Genomic DNA, 21,703 nt, shown 5'->3' with positions numbered 1-21,703 from the left:
TGCCCGGCGGAGCATTACAGCTCGCGGCGGAAGAAGTCGGCCGTGGCGGACAGCGCCAGCGGCGTGATTCGGTGCTTCACCCCCGGTTCGATGAGCGACGTCAAACGGCCGTCCGCGCCTTGCTGCCGCAGTTCAGCCGCCAAACGCAGGCTGTCCGCCGCCGGCACCACGTCGTCCGTCTCGCCGTGCCACAGCAGCAGCGGCCGCCCGGCGATCGCCGCCAAGCGCCCTTCCAGCTCATACTCCGCCAGCACGGCGGTGCGCGCCGTAAACGCCGCCGGCGAGAGGGCCTCGCCCTCTTCGCCCAACGGCGGAAACAGCGTTTGCGCCAGCGCACGGTAATAGCCGGAACCCATCAGGCTGACGGCCGCCCGGATCCACGGGAAGCGCGCGAAGGCGCCAAGCGCGGTCATGCCCCCCATAGAGGCGCCGGCGACGCCGATACGCCCGTCGGCAATCAGGCCGAGCCGCTCGAAATGCGCCTTGATCTGCGGCAGCTCGTCGATATTGCTGCGCAGGATCTCCCAAAACGTGGCCAGACGCCGCGCCTCATCGCCGTCGAACCGCTCGCCGTGCCGATCGGCATCCGGCAATACCACCCGAAAACCGGCGCGCGCCAGCGCATAGGCGAAGTACGCGTACACCTCTTTCGACGAGGTATACCCATGACAGAAGAACACCGTCGGCAAAGGCCGGTGATAGTGCCCTGCGGGGACCGCATGGATCACCGCAATATCGCCCGCCCGCTCGTCATGAATTTCAATCATCCGTTCATCCTCAACTCACCTGTTGGCATTCATCATGACAAACTTGCGCCAGCCAGCGTTAGCTCAATCTGTTCCAGCTTATATTGCGTTACACTGAAGCCATCGTACCGGCTCTTTCGAGGTCACCATGACGCTTGTCCGCACACTCATCGCCCTGACGCTGGCCGCACAGCTTTCCGCCTGCGGCATCATGACCACCACGCCGAAGCCGCCGCCACCGCCCACCGCACAGGCGCAGGAGATCGTCCGCGCGCAGACCGCCGAGCTGGTGAAGATAGGTACCGTCACCGCCGTGGTGCGCGGCAGCCCGATGGACGTGGAAGCGGAGATCCAGCGCAAGGCCACCGCCGCCGGCGCCCGGTATTACGTGATCATCATGAACAGCGAAACCATCGTGCCGGGCCAATGGTATTCCCAGGCGATTCTGTATCGGTAAGGCGGGGGTTTTTTAAGCAGATTTACACTGGCTTTGCACAGGCTGAAGTAGGGTGTTGCACACTGTCGGACAGCATGCCGCATGTTGCGGATGCGATTCAGGATCTGACGAAGGGGAACGCCATGAAACGCTCCACCGCACTCACCTCCCTCCTGCTTTCAGTAGGGCTGCTCAGCACCGGCGCACAGTCCGCCGAGCTGGCGCCCGCCGATCGCGTGACGCCGCTCAGTGAAATCGCCGAGATCACCTTTAACGATCTGCCCGGTTCACCGCAGGAGGCGGAGCAGGCCATCGCTCGCACCGCCGGCCAACACGGCGCCAGCTATTACCGCATCCTGCGGATGGAAGAACAGGCGCACCCGCTTGGCTGGCGCGCCTCGGCCATCTTATACCTTTAGTAGCTCATGCAAGCCGCATTCAACACGCCGCCGCTGACGGAGACGCCCCCCAGGAAAATCCCGGCGGCCAGGTGGTTCGCTTCGATCTTGTCGCTGATGCGCGGCATGTAGATCTTCACGGCCGCGAACAGCAGCAGTTGCACCACCAGCGCCACTACGCCCCACAGCAGGTAATCCAGCAGGCTGATCGAGTTGATCGCCGCGCTGGCCAACGGGATCACATACCCCAGGCAAGCGCCGATGAAAGCAAAGGCGGCGGATTGATTATCGGCCTTGATCAGCGCCCATTCGTCGTGCGGAGTGATGCGGGTATAGACGAACAGAAACACCAAAATCATGGCGAAACCGCTGAAGAAATAAGAGGCGAATGCCGCCAACGCGCTGAGAATATCCATGTGCATTTTCCTGTCAGAGTGAGGCTGAATTAAAAAGGTTTTCGCCGCCGCGCGCCCCCCTTTTCCCTAACCGCCGATAGCGCGGTTGAGCAGCAGTTCGCACACCCCGGCCGACAGCAGGCTCTCGCCGCGGTGATCCAGCGTCAGGTGGCACCAGGCGTCGGCTATCTGCGGGCTGGCGTGCTGCAGCAGCTGCGCGGCACAGCACAGGTCGAACAGCTGCTGGGTCAGCAGCCGCCCCATCTCTTCACGCGGTTGCCGCGCACGCTGCTGCCACTGCCGCCAGGCGTGATCGAACAAGCGATTCTGGCCGCGCACCGGCTGCAGCTCGAACTGCAGCATTTCGAGCGCGCCCGGCAGCTTGTGCAGGCTGCGCAACACGTCCAGACACATGATGTTGCCGGAACCTTCCCAGATGCTGTTGACCGGCATCTCGCGATACAGGCGCGGCAGCTCGCTCTCTTCGCAGTAGCCGATACCGCCCAGCACCTCCATTGCCTCGGCGATGAACGGCATGCCCTGGCGACAGATGCTGTATTTCGCCGCCGGGGTCAGCAGGCGGCTGTAGATCAGCTCGCCCTCATTGCTGCGGCTTTCCCAGGCGCGGGCCAGCCGGAACAGCAACGCGGTATGCCCTTCCAGCCGCAGCGCCATGCGCGCCAAAACCTGGCGCATCAGCGGTTGTTCGATCAGGAGCTTGCCGAACGCCTGCCGCTGCAGCGCATGATACAGCGCCACCGACAGCCCGCGGCGCATCAGGCCGTGGCTGCCGAGCGAGCAGTCGAAACGGGTCAGGCCGCCCATCTTCAGGATATGCCGCACGCCGTCACCCTCATCCCCCAACAGCCAGGCGGTGGCGTCCTGAAACTCCACTTCGCTGCTGGCGTTGGAGCGGTTGCCCAGTTTGTCTTTCAACCGCTCCATGCGAATGGCGTTGCGGCTGCCGTCCGGCAAAATGCGCGGCAGGAAGAAACAGGACAACCCGCCTTCGGCCTGCGCCAGCACCAGGTGCGCATCGCTCTGCGGTACCGAGAAGAACCACTTGTGCCCCACCAGCCGGTAGGCTTCACCCGGCCCGCGCGCGCCGAGCGGCGCGGCGGTAGTGGTATTGCTCAAAACGTCGGAGCCGCCCTGCTTCTCCGTCATGCCCATGCCGATCAGCAGGCCGCGCTTTTGCCCGCCCGGCAGCAGATGAGCGTCATAACGATCCGACAGCAGCGGCGTCAACCAGGAGCGAAACTCGGCCGGCAACGCCTGCAGCAACAGCGGCGTAGCGCCGAAGGTCATGGTCACCGGGCACAGCGTACCGGCCTCAACCTGCGCATGCAGCATAAAGCGCGCGGCGCGCGCCACGAAGGAACCGATGCGCGCATCCTCCTGCCAGGGCAGGTTGTGCACCCGGTTGGCGATCAGCCCCTGCATCAGGATATGCCAGGCGGGGTGAAAGCGAACGTCGTCCAACCGCTGGCCGGTGGCGTCGTAGCGCAGCAGCTCCGGCGGGTTGGCGTTGGCCAGGCGGCCCAGCTCCAGCGACTCCTGGGTACCGAGCTGCTGGCCCAGCGAAGCCAATACCTCGGCGTCCCAGCCGCCCTGCTCGCGCTGCAACGCTTCGCGCAGCGGCGTATCGGAGAGAAACAGGTTGCTGTTGCCCAGCGGCTTGGGTTGGTTAAAAACGGTGTGCGTAGTCCAGACCATGAGAGTGCTCCCTGAGAAAAGCGTCAGGAGTAAGTATGGTCGGCGCAGAGATTTCTGCCGAAAGCGGGATCACAAGAGGGGGAATTCACGGGGGCTCAGGGCCCCCGTCAGGAGGATCAGCCGCGCTGACGCACCGCTTCGAACAGGCAGATGCCGGTGGCGACCGACACGTTCAGCGAAGAGACGGTACCGGCCATCGGGATGCTGATCAGCTCGTCGCAGTGTTCGCGGGTCAGACGACGCATGCCTTCGCCTTCCGCGCCCATCACCAGCGCCATCGGGCCGGTCATTTTGCTCTGATACAGCGTATGGTCGGCTTCGCCGGCGGTACCCACCACCCAGACGTTCATTTCCTGCAGCAGGCGCAGCGTGCGCGCCAGGTTGGTCACGCGGATCAGCGGCACGCTCTCGGCGGCGCCGCAGGCCACTTTCTTGGCGGTGGCGTTCAGCTGGGCGGAACGGTCGCGCGGCACGATCACCGCATGCACGCCGGCAGCGTCGGCGCTGCGCAGGCAGGCGCCGAGGTTATGCGGGTCGGTCACGCCGTCCAGCACCAGCAGGAATGGCGTTTCCACGCTCTCCAACAGGCCCGGCAGATCGTTCTCCTGATACTGACGCCCTTCGCGCACCCGGGCGATGATCCCCTGGTGCACCGCGCCTTCAACCTTGTCATCCAGCCACTGGCGGCTCGCCACCTGGATCACGATGCCGGTCGCTTCCAGCTCGGCGATCAGCGGTTGCAGGCGGCGATCTTCACGGCCTTTCAGGATAAACACTTCCAGGAAGCGTTGCGGATCGCGCTCTAACAGGGCTTTGACGGCGTGAATGCCGTAAATAATTTCGCTCATGATGCTCTTTTAAATTCGTGCGGCCGGCGATAACCGGCCGATGGTAACGATGTGCGGCAGGTTAAGCCTGCTCGGCACCTTTCTTCTTGGCTGCGCGTTTGGCTTTGGTCGCCGCCGCGATTTTCCGCGTTTTGTCGGACGCTTTCTTGGCTTTCTTCTTCGCCTTCTTCACGTTGTCCGCGGGTTTGGCGTCATCCTGCTTGCGGAAGGCGCTGTCCGGCTCGAAGTTGGCCGGCGGTTTGCCGCCGCGGCGCTTGCCGCGCCCCGCGCTACCGTTGTCGCGCAGCGTGCGCTGGCCGCCCTTCTTGGCGCGATCGCGTTCGGTTTTGCCTTCACCGCGCGCTTTGCGGGTGCTGGACACCAGCGCGAAGTCGATCTTGCGCTCGTCCATGTGCACCGCGTCCACGCGGATCTCCACTGTATCTCCCAGGCGATATACCGTGCCGGAAGACTCGCCGATCAGGCGCTGGCCGATATTATCGTAGCGATAGTAATCATTATCCAGCGTTGATACGTGCACCAGCCCGTCGATGAACAGATCGTTCAGGCGCACGAAGAAGCCGAAGCCGGTCACGCTGGAGATGATGCCACTGAACACTTCACCGACGTGATCCTGCATGAAGTCGCACTTCAGCCAGTCGGCGACGTTGCGCGTCGCTTCGTCCGCGCGGCGCTCGGTCATCGAGCAGTGTTCGCCCAGCTGCAGCATCTCTTCGAATTCGCTGTGCCAGCCGCCGGTCGGCGTCCAGCGCTCTTTCGGCTCGCCGTGTTCTTTGGCCAGCTGATATTTGATCGCGCGGTGCAGCGCCAGATCCGGATAACGGCGGATCGGCGAGGTGAAGTGGCCGTAAGACGCCAGCGCCAGGCCGAAGTGGCCGCGGTTTTCCGGATCGTAAATCGCCTGCTTCATCGAACGCAGCAACATGGTTTGCAGCATTTCGTGGTCAGGGCGCTCGGACACTTCATCCATCAGCACCGCATAGTCCTTCGGCTGCGGCTTGTTGCCGCCGCCCAGCGTCAGCCCCAGCTCGCTCAGCACGCTGCGCAGCGCGGATATGTGGTCGTCACTCGGACGATCGTGCACGCGGTACAGCGCCGGCTCGTTGCGTTTCTCGACAAAGCGCGCGGCCGCCACGTTGGCCATAATCATGCACTCTTCGATCAGCTTGTGGGCGTCGTTGCGCACCGTCGGCTCCACGCGCTCAATGCGGCGTTCGGCGTTGAAGATGAATTTGGCTTCTTCGGTTTCAAACGCGATGCCGCCGCGCTCGGCGCGCGCCTTATCCAGCACTTTATACATCGCGTGCAGCTCTTCCAGGTGCTTGACCAGCGGATGGTAGTGCTCGCGCAGCTCCTGATCGCCCTGCAGAATGTGCCACACCTTGTTATAGGTCAGGCGAGCGTGCGAGCTCATCACCGCTTCGTAGAACTTGGCCGTGGACAGGCGCCCTTGGGCGGAGATGGTCATCTCGCACACCATGCACAGGCGATCGACCTGTGGGTTCAGGGAGCACAGCCCGTTGGACAGCACTTCCGGCAGCATCGGGATCACCTGCGACGGGAAGTACACCGAGTTGCCGCGGCTGCGCGCTTCATCGTCCAGCGCGGTGCGCGGGCGCACGTAGTAACTGACGTCGGCGATCGCGACCCACAGGCGCCAGCCGCCGCCACGTTTTTTCTCGCAGTACACGGCGTCATCGAAGTCGCGTGCGTCTTCACCGTCGATGGTGACCAACGGCAGCTTGCGCAGATCGACGCGGCCCTTCTTGGCCGCTTCCGGCACCTGCTCACTGAGATCGGCCACCTGCTTTTCCACCTGCGGCGGCCAGGTATGCGGGATCTCATGGGTGCGCAGCGCGATGTCCACCGCCATGCTGGTGCCCATCTTGTCGCCGAGGATCTCGACGATCTTGCCGACCGCCTTGGTGCGACGGGTCGGACGCTGCGTCAGCTCCACCACCACCATAAAGCCCATGCGCGCGCCGCTGACGCTGTCCGCCGGGATCAGAATATCGAAGCTCAGACGGCTGTCATCCGGCACCACGAAGCCGGTGCCGGCATCCATAAAGAAGCGGCCGACAATCTGGCTGGTTTTCGGCACCAGCACGCGCACGATGCGCGCTTCGCGGCGCCCTTTGCGATCCGCGCCCAAGGCCTGCGCCAGCACCACGTCACCGTGGATCGCCATTTTCATCTGTTCGGCAGACAGGTACAGATCGTCTTTGCTGCCTTCCACGCGCAGGAAGCCGTAGCCGTCGCGGTGGCCGATCACCGTGCCGCGCAGCAGATCCAGACGTTCCGGCAGCGCGTAGCACTGGCGGCGGGTAAACACCAGCTGGCCATCGCGCTCCATGGCGCGCAGGCGGCGGCGCAGCGCTTCCAGCTGCTCTTCACCGCTGAGGCCCAGTTCGTTGCCCAGTTCTTCGCGGCTGGCCGGCGTTTCACGTTTCGCCAAATGGGCCAGGATATATTCACGACTGGGGATGGGGGATTCGTATTTTTCTGCTTCTCGTTCCAGGAATGGATCTTGTGACATTGCGGTTCCTCCGTTGTCATCAGCAGGATGACGTTGAGCCTTGTCTTCTCAACGTCGTTTTATTCGACAAGCAATAGCTTGTAGAGCGGCGGATTGTCTTCGACCATATCGGCCAACGTATGCTTATCCAGCTCTTCAAGGAAATTCTGTACGCCCTGTTGGAGCACCTGCTTCAGTCGGCAGGCAGGGGTGATGTGGCAAAACTCGCTGCTGCAGTTAACCAGCGCAAGCGGCTCCAGCGCCCGCACCACGTCGCCGAGGCGAATGCTCTCGGCCGGTTTGCCCAAACGGATGCCGCCATGCTTGCCGCGCACCGCCGTGACAAAACCGACCCGGCTCAACTGATTGATGATCTTCACCATATGGTTGCGAGACACGCCGTAAACCTCGGTCACTTCCGAGATACTGGTCATCTTGTCCTGCGGCAACGAGGCCATGTAGATCAACGCCCGCAGGCCATAATCAGTAAAACTTGTTAACTGCACATCTTACCTCTGGGTATCGTTTTACCCGTCTGATACGCCGCTTTTCGGCGCTATTCAAAAGATTACTCATTGGATAATAAACCAGCCGGAGAGTTCGTCGCTAATTATTTAGCGAATCCCGCGCCCTAAGGCGGGTTTATGAAAGGATTTTTTGACGTGAAACCGCAATCGGAGGGAGTCAGGATAAAAACAAACCGGGACGCGCCCGGTTTGTTTAATGCCGCAAAGCCTGATTATGCGTCGAACGGGTCGCGCAGGATCATGGTTTCGCTGCGATCCGGGCCGGTAGAGATGATATCTACCGGTACGCCGGTCACTTCTTCGATGCGCTTGATGTAGTTCAGCGCAGCCTGAGGCAGCTTGCTGTGCTCTTTCACGCCAAAGGTGGTTTCGCTCCAGCCCGGCATGGTTTCGTAGATAGGCTCAATGCCTTCCCAGCCTTCAGCCGCCAGCGGAGTGGTATCCACTTCACGGCCGTCCGGCATGCGGTAACCCACGCAGATCTTCACTTCTTTCAGGCCGTCCAGGACGTCCAGTTTGGTCAGGCAGAAGCCGGACAGGGAGTTGATCTGCACGGCGCGACGCACCGCTACCGCGTCCAGCCAGCCGGTACGACGGCGACGGCCGGTGGTGGCGCCGAACTCGTTACCCTGCTTGCACAGGTACTCGCCGGTTTCATCGAACAGTTCGGTTGGGAACGGACCTGCACCTACGCGAGTGGAGTAGGCTTTCACGATGCCCAGCACGTAGTCCACATAACGTGGGCCAATGCCGGAACCGGTAGCCACGCCGCCGGCGGTGGTGTTGGAAGAGGTGACGTACGGATAAGTACCGTGGTCGATATCCAGCAGGGTGCCCTGAGCGCCTTCGAACATGATCAGATCGCCACGCTTACGCGCGCCGTCCAGCAGTTCGGAAACGTCAACCACCATAGAAGTCAGGATGTCGGCGATAGACAGCACATAGTCCAGCGTCGCCTGATAATCGACGGCTTCAACTTTGTAGTAGTTGACCAGCTGGAAGTTGTGGTAATCGACGATCTCTTTGAGCTTAACGGCGAAGGTTTCTTTGTTGAACAGATCGCCGACGCGCAGACCGCGGCGAGCCACTTTATCTTCGTAAGCCGGGCCGATACCACGACCGGTGGTGCCGATCGCTTTCGCGCCGCGCGCTTTCTCGCGCGCGTTGTCCAGCGCGACGTGATAAGGCAGGATCAGCGGGCAAGCTTCAGAGAGTAACAGACGTTCGCGTACCGGGATGCCACGCGCTTCGAGTTCACCCATTTCTTTCATCAATGCGTCCGGCGCCAGAACAACACCGTTGCCGATGATGCTGGTGACGTTTTCACGCAGAATACCTGAAGGAATTAAATGAAGGACGGTTTTTTCACCGTTGATTACCAGAGTGTGGCCAGCGTTATGGCCACCTTGGTAGCGCACAACATATTGAGCCCGTTCAGTCAGCAGGTCTACAACCTTGCCTTTACCTTCGTCACCCCATTGGGTGCCCAGTACGACGACGTTCTTACCCATTTTTCAAAATCACCGATTGCTTAAAAATGGATTCTACCACCGTAATTTTCGATTTTCAGCACTTTTAGCATACGATTGCATAAATTTTGGGCTAGACTTTAAAGACCCGTGCGGCCGCTCAACATGTAGTAGATCACGCAGCCCGCAACCACTATTCCACCGCCAAATCGCCGCAGCGTCGCGTCCGGCAACTGCGACATCGCCACAATCATTTTGCGCCAGGCCTGCGGAAACAGCATCGGCCCTAATCCTTCCAGCACCAGAACCAGCCCGAGCGCCAGCCAAATCGTTGAGTTCATGCATCCCCCAAAAACGAGAAAGGGCCCGCGTAAACGGGCCCTCGATCAGATTGCCTGCCGCGCTTACTTGCGCAGGGTATCAGGCGACTTCATGTAGCGGAAGAAATCGCTGTCCGGGCTCAGTACCAACACGTCCTGGTTGTCCTTGAAGCTGGCTTCATAGGCACGCAGGCTGCGGATAAAGGCATAGAAGTCCGGATCCTGGCTGAACGCGTTGGCGAACAGCTTGGCCGCTTCGGCATCGCCTTCACCGCGGGTGATACGCGCCTGACGCTCGGCTTCCGCCAGGGTACGGGTCACTTCGTAGTCCGCGCTGGCGCGCAGCTTCTCTGCTTCTTCCTGGCCCTGCGAGCGCAGACGACGGGCTACCGCTTCACGCTCGGCGCGCATACGCTGATAGATAGCGTCGGACACTTCCGCCGGCAGGTTGATCTGCTTGATACGCACGTCGATCACTTCGATGCCCAGCGCCGCCATGCTGTTCGGGTTCACCTGCGGCTGTTTGCCGGTGGTTTCCCGCTCAACGCGCGCCGCCGCAGAGGCGATAGCGTCATCGGCTTCGGTGGTCGCCACTTCTTCGCCGTCACCCACGGTGCCGGTGTTCAGCGCGTCACGCACGTCGGACATCAGCTTGCCGCGCGAGTCGGTCACGATGTCTTTCACGTCCAGGCGGCCGATTTCGGAACGCAGACGGTCGCTGAACTTGCGTTTTAGCAGCACTTCGGCCTGAGAGACGTCGCCGCCGCCGGTCGCCAGATAGTAACGGCTGAAGTCGCTGATGCGCCACTTCAGATAGGAATCGACGATCAGGTCTTTCTTCTCGCTGGTCACGAAGCGATCGGCCTGGTTGTCCATGGTCTGGATGCGCGCATCCAGGTTCTTCACGGTCTCGATGAACGGGATCTTGAGGTGCAGACCCGGCGCATACACCAGCGGCTTGTTTTCGCCGTCGCGCAGAACCTTGCCGAAGCGCAGCACGATGCCGCGCTGGCCTTCCTGCACCACGAACAGCGAAGCGTACAGCACCACCAGCACCGCGAGGACAATAACTACAAAAGACTTACGCATTGATTACTCTCTCCCTACGCGAGTGGTGTCGTCACGCTGCGCATTCGCCCGGCGCTGATCCATAATCGAACCGCCGCTGGTACGCGGAGTGCTGCTGTTGGCAGCCGGCGCAGGATTCGGATTGAGGCGAATCAGGCTGGTATCCTTGTTGCCGCTCTCCGGCGCCGCGCCTTGACCGCGCAGCATCTGATCCAGCGGCAGCACCATCAGGTTGTTGCCTTTGTCGCTCACCAACACCTTACGGGTATGGCCCAGCACTTTTTCCATGGTTTCGATATACAGACGCTCGCGGGTGATCTGCGGAGCGGACTTGTATTCCGGCAACAGTTTGGCAAAGCGCGCCACCTCACCCTGCGCTTCCAGGATGGTACGGTCTTTATAAGCCTTGGAATCTTCCAGCAGACGCTGCGCCTGGCCGTTCGCACGCGGCTGAACTTCGTTGGCGTAAGCTTCCGCTTCACGGATGTATTGCTGCTCGTTTTCACGCGCGGCGATCGCATCGTCGAACGACGCCTTCACCTCTTCCGGCGGACGCGCCGCCTGGAAGTTGACGTCCAGCAGCGTGATGCCCATGTTGTAAGGACGAATGGTCTCTTCCAGCATGCGCTGCGTATCGTTACGCACCACGGTACGGCCTTCGGTCAGGATGCGGTCCATCGAGTATTTGCCGATCACGCCGCGCAGGGCGCTGTCGGTCGCCTGGCTCAGGCTGTCGTCGGCATTGACGACGCTGAACAGGTACGCTTCCGGGTTGGTCACGCGGTACTGCACGTTCATTTCCACGCGCACCACGTTTTCATCGGAGGTCAGCATCACGCCGGACGCCGCCAGCTCGCGCACGGATTCCACGTTCACCGGACGCACGTCGTCGATGAAGGTCGGCTTCCAGTTCAGGCCCGGCTGCACCAGGTGGCTGAATTTGCCGAAACGCGTCACGACGCCGCGCTCGGCTTCCTTGATGGTGTAGAAGCCGCTGGCAGCCCAGATCACCACCACGGCCACCGCCGCGATACCGATAATGCGGCCGCTGAAGCCCGGACCAGAGGTGCCGGTGCCGCCACTATTGCTGTTGGAGCCTTTGCCCCCGCCAAAACCGCTCAATTTCTTGCTCAGTTTACGGAAGATATCGTCCAAATCAGGTGGCCCTTGATCACGACCGCCTTTGTTGTTACCGCCAGAGTTGCCGCCATTGTTATTGCTGCTCCCCCACGGGTCGCGGTCCTGTCCGTTATTACCGGGCTGATTCCACGCCATGTTTTAGCTCCATATTCTGTGATTGGGTACTTCAGGCTTTCGCGAAGCATAAATGTAACAGGATATGATCATACGATAAAGTCAATCAGGTCCTGTTCTTGCTTGCAGAGACGACGCCATTCGACGATCGGCATTCGCACCACCACGCCAATGCTGCCGTCCTCTTCGTTCCACTCTTTTTCAATCGCCTGAAGCTGGTAAAAACGGCTGCGAAGACGGCCTGCCCGTGGCGGTAAGCGCAATTCGTAATGCGCGATCTCCCCCGATAAGCGCTCCGTCAACGCCTGATACAGCAACGGAATACCCTCTCCGCTGGCGGCGGACAGCCACACCCGGATCGGCAGGTTTTCGTCGTTGCGGTCGATACGCGGCACAAAATCGTCCAGCATATCTATTTTGTTCATCACTAACAGTGTAGGGATTTCATCCGAGTCTATCTCCGCCAACACGGTGTTCACCGCTTCGATGTTCTCATCGACGCGCGGATCTGCGGCATCGATGACGTGCAGCAGCAGAGATGCCTGGCGCGTTTCCTGCAGCGTCGCCTTGAAGGCGGCCACCAGATCGTGCGGCAGGTGCCGGATAAAGCCTACGGTATCCGCCAACACGGTATCCCCCACGTCCGGCACGTCAATGCGCCGCAACGTAGGATCCAGGGTGGCAAATAGCTGGTCCGCCGCATACACCTCGGCAGACGTTATTCGGTTAAACAGGGTGGATTTGCCGGCGTTGGTGTAGCCCACCAGCGATACGGTCGGCACATCGGCGCGGGTCCGCGCGCGTCGGCCTTGTTCACGCTGCTTTTCTACCCGCTCCAGGCGGCGCAGAATCAAGCTGATGCGATCGCGTAACAGGCGACGGTCGGTCTCAAGCTGGGTTTCCCCCGGCCCGCGCAGGCCAATCCCCCCTTTTTGCCGCTCCAGGTGCGTCCAGCCGCGTACCAGACGCGTGGCGATGTGACGCAACTGCGCCAGCTCCACCTGCAGCTTACCTTCATGGGTGCGGGCACGCTGGGCGAAGATGTCTAAAATCAGCCCGGTACGATCGATCACCCGGCATTCGCACAGGCGCTCAAGGTTTCTTTCCTGCGCCGGGGAAAGGGAATGATCAAACAGGACAACAGACGCGCCGCTGGCTTTCACCGCATCTGCAATTTCTTCGGCCTTTCCTTCGCCGACAAAGTACTTCGGATGCGGGGCTTTGCGGCTACCAGTCACCACTTGCAAAGCTTCGACACCGGCTGAGGAAACCAACGATTCGAACTCGTTGAGGTCTTCCGTATCTTTGTCTTGCGAGAAATAGATATGAACCAGTACGGCCTGCTCACCGGCTTCATAACGGTCAAACAAGCGTGCAACCTCTCAAACGGACACTCACCGTGAGTTTGGGGGACATAAACAGCCAGCGGCTGCTTATGCTCCCCGTCATGGTTGACTTGCAACGCGCTTTATTCAGCGTCATCGCTTTCCTGCTGCGGCTGTTGCTGCGCAGACGGATTGTTGCCATGGTGATAGTTGCTTGAACCGCCGCTCGGGTTGTTGCTGTGATGCGAAACCGGACGTGACGGGACAACGGTAGAGATAGCGTGCTTGTACACCATCTGGCTAACCGTGTTCTTCAACAGGATGACAAACTGGTCAAAAGACTCAATCTGGCCTTGCAGCTTAATACCATTCACCAAATAAATAGAAACCGGAACACGTTCACGACGCAATGCGTTCAGGAACGGATCTTGCAAAGATTGCCCCTTAGCCATTCTATCTTTTCCTTATTTGCTTGTTGTTTGTAACTAAGAACCTGTCGGCTCTAAAATAAACGACGTAAAAAATTTGCGCGCTGAATACTCAGCAATTGTACACAATCACCCAACCTATGCACTAACAACCTGTATCACCGAGTCCAAAGCCTCTCCCGGCTTTTCACTGTCCAACCAATGGACCGACTCCCAACCCCGTAACCAGGGCATCTGGCGTTTAGCCAACTGACGTGTTGCGCAAATACCACGATAAACCATCTCATCGTAACTAATTTCACCAGACAAGTATGACCACATCTGGCGGTAACCGACACAGCGAATGGAGGGCAAGTCCGTATGCAAATCACCCCGTGCGAAAAGTGCACGCGCTTCCGTCTCAAAACCCGCCGCCAACATTTGATGGTACCGCAGCTCGATGCGTTGATGGATCAACTCACGGCTGGTCGGCGCTATCGCAAATTGGTGAACTTGATACGGTAACGATTCACCCGAAATTTTAGTCAGTTCCGTTAAAGTTTTACCCGAAATAAAAAAAACTTCCAGTGCTCTGGACAGTCTCTGCGGATCATTCGGATGAATTCTCAATGCCGCGACCGGATCGATCGCCTGTAACTGACGGTGCAGCGCCTCCCAGCCCTGCTCCGCCGCTTGCCGTTCGATGCGCTCGCGCACCGCGGGATCGGCGGACGGCAGCGGCGACAATCCTTCCAACAACGCCTTGAAATACAACATGGTGCCGCCGACCAGCAGCGGAATGCGCCCGGCGGCGGTGATGTCGGCCATCTCCTTCAGCGCGTCGGCGCGGAACTCCGCGGCCGAGTAAGCTTCGGCGGGATCGCGAATATCGATCAGCCGATGCGGCGCCTGCGCCAATTCTTCGGCGCTCGGCTTGGCGGTGCCGATATCCATGCCGCGATAAATCAGCGCGGAATCGACGCTAATCAGTTCCACCGGCAGGCGTTCGCGCAGCGCGATCGCCAGCGCGGTCTTGCCCGAGGCGGTCGGCCCCATGATGAAAATAGCCGGGGGACGTGGTGTCATTTCAGTTTCAGTCATGCTTGAGGGCCGCCAGTGCAGCCTGTAAATCAACGGGTTGTAAAAGTCCGCTCGGTGGCGATTTGACCAGCTGCGGGCAAAGTCGTTCAACGTCGGTCAGCAATTGTATCGCTTGCGAGGTGTTCCACTGCTCATGTTCGCTGCCAAGGCGGCGAGCGAGCCAGGTGGCCAGCACCGCGGGCGACATCTCCTGATGTTCGGCCAGATAGCCTAACAGTTCGGGTATCAGTTTTTGTAAATTTTGTTGGCGTAATGGTAAAGGCACTGCGCGCAGCGTCACACGGCCGTGATCCGCCTGCAGATCCAGCCCCATCATCGTCAGCAGCGCCTGATGCCGCGCGATGGCCGCCACTTCGCGCTTGTCCAACGTCAGCTTGACAGGGATCAGCAGCGGCTGCGGCCGCAACCCTTCCGTCGGCGGGTTGAGCTGCGCCTGGCGCAGCCAGCGCTCGGCCACCATCAGATTGAGCAACGCCGGCTGCTGGCGCTGTTCAATCAACGCGTAGCACGGCGGGTGAATCATCAGCACCCGGCCAAAACTGTGCTGGCCGCTCGCTAACGGCGTTTCCGCTGCGGCTTTCGCCGGCGGGAACAGCGGCGGCTTGCTCGAAACTTCCGGCGCTGCATCGGCCTGCGGCTCGGCGGCGGGCTGCATCAGTTTACCGTACAGCTCGCCTTCGCGTTTCTGGTAACCACCCGCCGTTTGCCAACCCGGCTGCGGTGCGCGCTCGCGGGCGACGCCGGCCGGTGGTGGCGTTTCGCGACGCGGCGCAGGCTGAGAAAAATGGTTGCCGCCGGCGGCGACGCGGTTTTCCGGCTGCCAGACCGGCGCAGGCGCTTCGTCAGGCGTTTCCGCCAGCGGCAGCGGCGGCGTCTGACCGGCCTGCTGCAGCACGGTGGTTACCGCCTGGTAGATAAAATCGTGCACCAGCCGCGCCTGATGGAAACGCACCTCGTGCTTGGCGGGATGAACGTTGACGTCCACCTGGTGCGGATCGACCTCCAGATACAGCACGTAAGCGGGCTGCTGATCGTCCTTCAGCTGATCCTGATAGGCCTGACGAATGGCGTGATTGATCAAGCGATCGCGCATCATGCGGCAGTTGACGTAGCAGTACTGCATTTCACCCAGCTGGCGCGCCCCGGCCGGATCCGCCACCCAGCCGCGGATGCTCAGATCGCCGTGTTGCCAGTCGATGTTCAGCGCATGCTGCAAAAACGCCGGACCGCAGATGCTGCCCAAACGGCGCTCGTGCTGGCTCTCTTCTTTCGCCGCCCGGTATTGGCGGATCAGTTTGCCGTTGTGGCTGAGGTTGATCGCCACATCGAAACGCGCCAGCGCGATGCGCCGTACCACTTCGTCGATATGGCCGAATTCGGTTTTCTCGGTGCGCATGAACTTGCGGCGCGCCGGGGTGTTGTAAAACAGATCCAGCACTTCCAGCGTGCTGCCGACCGGGTGCGCGGCGGGTTTGACCGTCACCGCCTGCTCGCGCCCTTCGGCATAGGCTTGCCACGCCTCGCTCTGGTCGGCGGTGCGCGACGTCAGGGTCAAACGGGAAACCGAGCTGATACTGGCCAGCGCTTCGCCGCGAAAACCGAGGCTGACGATCGCCTCCAGGTCGTCGAGCGTGCTGATTTTACTGGTGGCGTGCCGCGCCAGCGCCAGTGCCAGATCGTCCTTGCCGATGCCGCAGCCGTTGTCGCGAATGCGGATAAGCTTGGCGCCGCCGCGTTCAATATCGATATCGATGCGCGTCGCCCCGGCGTCCAGGCTGTTTTCCACCAGCTCCTTGACGACCGACGCGGGGCGTTCAACCACCTCTCCGGCGGCGATCTGGTTGGCAAGCTGTGGCGGTAACACCTGGATAGGCATGCTGACTCCTGTAGCGATGGCGCTAGGCCTGCGGAATAGTCAGCGTCCGATCCAGCGGCGCGACGTCCGACTTCAGATTATTGACCCGTTTCAGATCGCCGACGCTGACCCCGTAGCGAGAAGCGATGGAGGAGAGCGTATCCCCGCGGGCCACTTTATGTTTAGACGGCTTCTTGGCCGGCGTTTTCGCCTTGGCGACGGTAGTGACGGCGGCGGTTTTCCCCGCCGGCACCTTCAGGCGTTGCCCCACCCACACGCCGTCTTTTTTCAGTTTGTTCAGATCCCGCAGCGCCGCCATGGTGGTGCCGTAGCTGTCGGCGATGCCGGACAGCGTTTCCGCCCGCTTCACCACGTGGATCTGGGTCTTGCCGCTTACGCTGCGGCTCGCGCCGGCCGAGCTGACGATAGGCTCAGGCTGGCGCACGTCTGGTGTTGAGGTGTTAACCGCCGCTGCGACGTCCAGCGGTCGGTTTTCCACCTTTGGGTCGGCTTGCAGCGGATGCGCCAGGAAGTAGCTGCGCAGGCCATTATGAATGGCCTTGGCAATCTTCTCCTGATACGCGCTACTGCCCAGCAGCCGCTCCTCCGTGCTATTACTGATAAATCCGGTTTCCACCAGCAGCGAGGGAATATCCGGCGAGCGCAGCACGCCCAGGCTGGCGTGTTCCGGCCGGCGTTTGTGCAGCGATCCGACGCTCTGCAGCTGCTGCAGCACTTTCACCGCCACGTCGTACCCGACGCGCTGCGAGTGGCCGAACTGCAGATCCAGCACCGCCTGGCTCAGGTAAGGGTCGGCCTGGCTGTTGGCCAGCAGATCGCCGGCGCCGCCGAGCAGCTCGGACTGCTTCTCATGCTGTTCGAGCCAACCGGCCATTTCGCTGTTGGCGCGGCGGTTGGACAGCACCCAAACGGAAGCCCCGCTGGCGCTGCGGTTTGGCGCGGCGTCGGCGTGGATGGAGACCAGCACGTTGGCGCCCTGTTTGCGCGCAACGTCAGAGCGCCCCATCACCGAGATGAAGTAGTCGCCGTTACGCGTCAGCACCGGTTTGAACTGTGGATCGGCGTCCAGCATCGCCTGCAGGCGGCGCGCAATGGCGATGGTGACATTCTTTTCTTTCAGCCCGCTCGGGCCAATGGCGCCCGGATCCTGGCCGCCGTGGCCGGCGTCGATCGCCACCACCACCCGATCGCCGGAACCGGCGGAAACGCGGCTGCTGCGCGGCGTGACTTCGGTGGCGGTGCCTGCGACGACGCTCTGTTTATTGGTAAAGGGATTCGATCCCGTCGGCGCTTTGCGCAGCGGCGGCTCCGGCGCTTCACGCACCGCGACCGGTGCCTGACGCGGTGGTGGGTTGACCGCAACCGGCGCAGGCGTTTGCACCGGCGCCTTGCGCACCACCGTATTGGCACTGCCTTCGGCCGTAATGGTGAACACCACGGTATGCACGCTGCCGTTCTGGCGGGTGGAGACGCGGGTCTTGGCGCGCTGGGTCAGATCAAACACCAGGCGCACGCTCTGAGCGTCTTTCGGCGCGCTGGAGCGAATGCTTTTCACCAGGTTTTGGCCGCTGAAATTGAGCGGCAGGCCGCCGACCTTGCCCTTCTGGTTAACGTCCAGAACCACGCGATCCGGGCCGTGCAGCGGGAAAAACGCGTAGTCCGGCGGGCCATTGAAGCTCACCGACACCGTCGCTTCACGCTGGGCGTTGGACACTTTGATATCGGACAGCGAGGACGCCGCCAGCGCGTTCAGCGCGCCGAGCGGCCCCAGCACAGCGATCAGTATGATGACCGCAAATTTTTTCAACACGTGCGTCATTGCGGCATCATCCCTGTGATCCATGAATGCGGTCTAACAGCTGGCTGCCGTAAGTGGAAATCGCCTCGATCTTTGCCTCTCGCCCCTCGCCCTGATAGCAAAGATGCAGCGCCAGATCCGGCTCCGGCAGCACGCCGGTGCCCTGTTGCGGCCATTCGACCAGGCAGATGGCGTCTTGCGCGAAGTAATCGCGAATGCCCATGAATTCAAGCTCTTCAGGATCGGCCAGGCGATACAGATCGAAGTGATACACTGCCAGCGGCTGCAAGGCATAGGGTTCCACCAGCGTGTAGGTCGGGCTTTTGACGTTGCCCTGATGCCCTAACGCCTGCAGGAAACCACGGCTGAAGGTGGTTTTACCGGCGCCCAGGTCGCCGTAGAGATAGATGACGCTGGCGCGATCGCAGGCCTTGGCCAAAGTGGTGCCCAAAGCGACAGTCGCTGCCTCGTCCGGCAGAGGTAAAACGAGTTCTTTCATTCGATAAAGTCTATTTTGCCCACTCAGGGTTAACGAAATGAAGGATGTCCGGCAGTAAATCGGTCGCCAACATGCCTCTTGTTCCTTGTCTTTCCGCTACGCGATCGCCGGCCGCGCCATGTACGACGCAGCCCGCACAGGCGGCATCATACAGCGGGAGCTTTTGCGCCAGCAAACCGCCGATGATGCCCGACAGCACATCGCCCATGCCGCCGGAGGCCATGCCGGCGTTGCCGACGTCGGCGATCGCCATCTGCCCCTGCTCATCGGCGATCAGCGTGCCGGCGCCTTTCAGCACCGCCACGCCGCCGTAGCGCGCCGTCAGCTTGCGCACGGCAAGTAAGCGATCACTCTCGATGTCGGCAGTGCTGCAGCTCAACAGCCGCGCCGCCTCTCCAGGATGCGGGGTCATCACGCGATTCTGCCGTTTCTCGGGATTTAATGCCAGCAAGTTCAGCGCATCGGCGTCCCACAAGGCCGGTTTATCGCTGGTTTGCAGCATGTTCAAGGCGTTTTTTCCCCATTCAGCCTGGCCCAGCCCCGGGCCAATCACCAGCACATCCGCCCATTGCATCGCCTGCCGCAGCGTCGCCTCGTCCAGCGCCTGCGCCATCAGCTCCGGCCGGGCCGCCAGCAGCGGTGCAACGTGTTCAATGTGAGTAAGCACTCGCACCAATCCCGCCCCGCTGCGCAGCGCCGCTTCCGCCGCCATGCGAATGGCGCCGCCGAATCCGCGGTCGCCGCCCACCAACAGCAGGCGGCCATGCTCGCCCTTATGGGCGCAGGGGCGGCGCGGATGCAGCCAGCGCGGCAACGCCTCGGCGGTAAGCCGCTGAATCTGTTCCGGTTGCTTCGCCAGCCAACCCGATAAGCCTAGCGCATTCTGATGAAGTTGCCCGACCCAGTCGCGCGCCTGGCCGGTCAGCAATCCCGGTTTGAGGCCGATGAACGTGACGGTATGCGCGGCACGCACGACCGCACCCGGCACCGCGCCGCTTTCCGCCAGCAGGCCGGACGGGATATCGAGCGCGACCACCGGCGCCGAATGGCGGTTGGCGGCCTCGATCAGCGCGTCGTAAGGCGCACGCGGCGCGCTGCCAAGGCCAGTGCCTAACAGGCCGTCGATAATGAGAGAGACGGACGCCGGCCAGCGGCTGTTCGCCGGCAGAATATCACCGCCGGCGGCCAGCCAGGCCTGACGGGCCGCTGCGGCTTCCGGCGGCAAAGGCCGTGCGCCTTCGCAGGCGATCAGCGTCACCTGCAGGCCCGCCGCCTTCGCCAGGCGCGCCACCACATAGCCGTCGCCGCCGTTGTTGCCGTGGCCGCACAGCACCAGCCAGTGGTCGCGGGAGGGGTACGCGTTGCGCGCCAATGCGTAGGCCGCCTGACCGGCGCGCTGCATCAAATCGTAAAGAGAAATACCGAGCGAGGCCGCCGCCGCGGGTTCCGAGCGACGGATCCAATCCGCAGGCCAGACAGAGTGTGATAAACTGTCAGCGTATGCTTTTTCACTGTGGCCCGTCATGACGCACCCCCTCGATTTCCATCAACTCGCCCAACATATCAAGCAATGGGGGCAATCGCTAGGATTCCAACAGGTTGGCATCTGCGATACCGACCTAAGCCTCGAAGAGCCGAAGCTGCAGGCCTGGCTCGACAAGCAGTACCACGGCGAGATGGAATGGATGGCGCGCCACGGCATGCTGCGCGCGCGCCCTCACGAACTGTTGCCGGGCACGCTGCGGGTGATCAGCGTACGCATGAACTACCTGCCGGCCAAGGCGGCGTTTGCCAGCACCTTGCAAAATCCGCAGCTGGGTTACGTCAGCCGCTACGCGCTGGGGCGCGACTATCACAAACTGTTGCGCCAGCGCCTGAAAAAGCTGGGCGATCAGATCCAGGCCTACTGCGGCGAGTTGAATTTCCGCCCCTTTGTCGATTCCGCGCCGGTGATGGAACGCGCGCTGGCCGCCAAGGCAGGCATTGGCTGGGTTGGTAAACACTCACTAATTCTCAACCGCGAAGCCGGGTCGTGGTTTTTCCTCGGCGAGTTGCTGATCGACCTGCCGCTGCCGGTGGATAAGCCGCAGGAAGAGCAGTGCGGCCGCTGTGTCGCCTGCATCACCACCTGCCCGACCGGTGCCATCGTCGCCCCCTATACCGTAGACGCCCGGCGCTGCATCTCCTACCTGACCATCGAGCTGGAAGGCGCGATCCCGGAGGAATTCCGGCCGCTGCTCGGCAACCGCATCTACGGCTGCGACGACTGCCAGCTGATCTGCCCTTGGAACCGCTTTTCGCAGCTCACCGACGAAGACGATTTCAGCCCACGCGCCGCGCTGCATGCACCGCAGCTGATCGATCTGTTCAACTGGACGGAGGAAAAATTCCTGCGCATCACCGAAGGCTCGGCAATACGCCGCATCGGCCACCTGCGCTGGCTGCGCAATATCGCCGTGGCGCTGGGCAATGCGCCCTACGAGGACGGCATTGTGCTCGCGCTGCGCACGCGCCTGGGCCAGGACGCCATGCTGGACGAACATATCCACTGGGCGCTGGCGCAACAGCTTGCCCGCCGCGAGGCGCAGGGCGTCGAGGTGCAGACGGCGCAGAAAAAACGGCTGATACGGGCTGTGGAAAAAGGTTTGCCGAGGGACGCCTGACGGCGTGCGCCGCGCGGCCATCTCACCGGATGTCTCACTCTGTGGATTTGTGCATAAAAATAAAAACACGTTGTCTTTCAACTGCAACAAAAAGAGCAAGTGATCGGTATAACGTTTTGGGATAAATAAATAAGCTTATAAATCAAATAAATAAATATTTAATTTGTATGACGTTGATTTTTCAGGCAGGCGGGTTTATGTACAGAGGCTGTGGATAACTCTGTTTACAACATTTTTACCAGGCGTGTAAAACGGGACAAAAATCCCCGCCGAATAAGGCGTTGGATTTGAGTTTGAAACGAAGAGAAAATTGGAGCGGGAAACGAGACTCGAACTCGCGAC

The 21,703-nt window shown here is 61.3% G+C and carries 20 protein-coding genes and 1 tRNA gene (1 of these 21 cut by a window edge); 3 read left to right on the top strand and 18 right to left on the bottom strand.

Annotated elements, in window-relative coordinates; translation table 11 throughout:
- Nucleotides 1-14: 14 nt before the first annotated feature.
- Nucleotides 15-767, bottom strand: a complete 753-nt coding sequence (gene yjfP / locus HMPREF3138_RS13775; protein WP_038879196.1) for an esterase — start codon at nt 765-767, stop codon at nt 15-17.
- A gap of 127 nt (nt 768-894) precedes the next feature.
- Here yjfP and bsmA point away from each other — a divergent pair, with 127 nt between their 5' ends.
- Together bsmA and HMPREF3138_RS13765 are read left to right on the top strand one after the other, a co-directional pair.
- The gene (bsmA, locus tag HMPREF3138_RS13770; protein ID WP_038879199.1) at nt 895-1,203 is read left to right on the top strand and encodes a biofilm peroxide resistance protein BsmA; all 309 of its coding nucleotides are present in this window, start codon (nt 895-897) and stop codon (nt 1,201-1,203) included.
- Between the two features lie 122 nt (nt 1,204-1,325).
- Nucleotides 1,326-1,601, top strand: coding sequence for a YdgH/BhsA/McbA family protein (locus HMPREF3138_RS13765; protein WP_033638652.1), 276 nt, complete (start codon nt 1,326-1,328; stop codon nt 1,599-1,601).
- Here the strand turns inward: HMPREF3138_RS13765 and HMPREF3138_RS13760 are convergent.
- The 16 genes from HMPREF3138_RS13760 to nnr form a co-directional block, all read right to left on the bottom strand.
- Nucleotides 1,598-1,996, bottom strand: a complete 399-nt coding sequence (locus HMPREF3138_RS13760) for a DUF350 domain-containing protein (RefSeq protein WP_015376394.1) — start codon at nt 1,994-1,996, stop codon at nt 1,598-1,600. The genes HMPREF3138_RS13765 and HMPREF3138_RS13760 overlap by 4 nt on opposite strands.
- A gap of 66 nt (nt 1,997-2,062) precedes the next feature.
- Nucleotides 2,063-3,691 carry an isovaleryl-CoA dehydrogenase gene (locus tag HMPREF3138_RS13755; protein WP_038879201.1) on the bottom strand — a complete coding sequence of 543 codons (1,629 nt, stop codon included), beginning with the start codon at nt 3,689-3,691 and terminating at the stop codon, nt 2,063-2,065.
- Nucleotides 3,692-3,807: 116 nt separating this feature from the next.
- Nucleotides 3,808-4,539, bottom strand: a complete 732-nt coding sequence (rlmB, locus tag HMPREF3138_RS13750; protein ID WP_038879203.1) for a 23S rRNA (guanosine(2251)-2'-O)-methyltransferase RlmB — start codon at nt 4,537-4,539, stop codon at nt 3,808-3,810.
- Between the two features lie 61 nt (nt 4,540-4,600).
- Nucleotides 4,601-7,075, bottom strand: a complete 2,475-nt coding sequence (gene rnr, locus HMPREF3138_RS13745; protein ID WP_015376392.1) for a ribonuclease R — start codon at nt 7,073-7,075, stop codon at nt 4,601-4,603.
- 59 nt (nt 7,076-7,134) lie between these two features.
- On the bottom strand, nt 7,135-7,560 hold the full coding sequence (nsrR, locus tag HMPREF3138_RS13740) for a nitric oxide-sensing transcriptional repressor NsrR (RefSeq protein WP_015376391.1): 426 nt from the start codon (nt 7,558-7,560) through the stop codon (nt 7,135-7,137).
- Nucleotides 7,561-7,793: 233 nt separating this feature from the next.
- Complete coding sequence (locus HMPREF3138_RS13735) at nt 7,794-9,092, bottom strand: adenylosuccinate synthase (protein ID WP_038879206.1); 1,299 nt, start codon at nt 9,090-9,092, stop codon at nt 7,794-7,796.
- A gap of 98 nt (nt 9,093-9,190) precedes the next feature.
- A complete protein-coding gene (locus HMPREF3138_RS13730; RefSeq protein ID WP_004933666.1) occupies nt 9,191-9,391 on the bottom strand; it encodes a DUF2065 domain-containing protein in 201 nt (66 codons plus the stop codon).
- 63 nt (nt 9,392-9,454) lie between these two features.
- The gene (gene hflC / locus HMPREF3138_RS13725) at nt 9,455-10,459 is read right to left on the bottom strand and encodes a protease modulator HflC (protein ID WP_004933669.1); all 1,005 of its coding nucleotides are present in this window, start codon (nt 10,457-10,459) and stop codon (nt 9,455-9,457) included.
- A gap of 3 nt (nt 10,460-10,462) precedes the next feature.
- Nucleotides 10,463-11,713, bottom strand: a complete 1,251-nt coding sequence (gene hflK / locus HMPREF3138_RS13720; protein WP_038879209.1) for an FtsH protease activity modulator HflK — start codon at nt 11,711-11,713, stop codon at nt 10,463-10,465.
- Between the two features lie 68 nt (nt 11,714-11,781).
- Complete coding sequence (gene hflX, locus HMPREF3138_RS13715; protein ID WP_004933675.1) at nt 11,782-13,062, bottom strand: ribosome rescue GTPase HflX; 1,281 nt, start codon at nt 13,060-13,062, stop codon at nt 11,782-11,784.
- Between the two features lie 98 nt (nt 13,063-13,160).
- Nucleotides 13,161-13,469, bottom strand: a complete 309-nt coding sequence (gene hfq, locus HMPREF3138_RS13710) for an RNA chaperone Hfq (RefSeq protein WP_004933678.1) — start codon at nt 13,467-13,469, stop codon at nt 13,161-13,163.
- Between the two features lie 114 nt (nt 13,470-13,583).
- A complete protein-coding gene (gene miaA / locus HMPREF3138_RS13705) occupies nt 13,584-14,525 on the bottom strand; it encodes a tRNA (adenosine(37)-N6)-dimethylallyltransferase MiaA (protein WP_070559122.1) in 942 nt (313 codons plus the stop codon).
- Nucleotides 14,518-16,401: a DNA mismatch repair endonuclease MutL gene (mutL, locus tag HMPREF3138_RS13700; protein ID WP_038879215.1), complete on the bottom strand. Its 1,884-nt coding sequence runs from the start codon at nt 16,399-16,401 to the stop codon at nt 14,518-14,520. The genes miaA and mutL overlap by 8 nt, the downstream gene beginning before the upstream one ends.
- A 22-nt stretch (nt 16,402-16,423) precedes the next feature.
- Nucleotides 16,424-18,220: an N-acetylmuramoyl-L-alanine amidase AmiB gene (amiB, locus tag HMPREF3138_RS13695; protein ID WP_038879218.1), complete on the bottom strand. Its 1,797-nt coding sequence runs from the start codon at nt 18,218-18,220 to the stop codon at nt 16,424-16,426.
- Between the two features lie 7 nt (nt 18,221-18,227).
- The gene (gene tsaE, locus HMPREF3138_RS13690; protein ID WP_038879220.1) at nt 18,228-18,698 is read right to left on the bottom strand and encodes a tRNA (adenosine(37)-N6)-threonylcarbamoyltransferase complex ATPase subunit type 1 TsaE; all 471 of its coding nucleotides are present in this window, start codon (nt 18,696-18,698) and stop codon (nt 18,228-18,230) included.
- Between the two features lie 10 nt (nt 18,699-18,708).
- Nucleotides 18,709-20,223 carry a bifunctional ADP-dependent NAD(P)H-hydrate dehydratase/NAD(P)H-hydrate epimerase gene (gene nnr, locus HMPREF3138_RS13685; protein ID WP_038879222.1) on the bottom strand — a complete coding sequence of 505 codons (1,515 nt, stop codon included), beginning with the start codon at nt 20,221-20,223 and terminating at the stop codon, nt 18,709-18,711.
- Here nnr and queG point away from each other — a divergent pair.
- Nucleotides 20,222-21,361, top strand: a complete 1,140-nt coding sequence (gene queG / locus HMPREF3138_RS13680) for a tRNA epoxyqueuosine(34) reductase QueG (protein ID WP_038879225.1) — start codon at nt 20,222-20,224, stop codon at nt 21,359-21,361. The two genes, nnr and queG, sit on opposite strands and share 2 nt — an antisense overlap.
- A 311-nt stretch (nt 21,362-21,672) precedes the next feature.
- Here the strand turns inward: queG and HMPREF3138_RS13675 are convergent.
- A tRNA-OTHER gene (locus HMPREF3138_RS13675) sits at nt 21,673-21,703 on the bottom strand; it runs 52 nt beyond the window's last position.

Source organism: Serratia sp. HMSC15F11 (assembly GCF_001808215.1).
GTDB lineage: Bacteria > Pseudomonadota > Gammaproteobacteria > Enterobacterales > Enterobacteriaceae > Serratia > Serratia nevei.
Note: the sequence above shows the minus strand (reverse complement) of the source record. Positions and strands in the feature narration are given on the sequence as shown.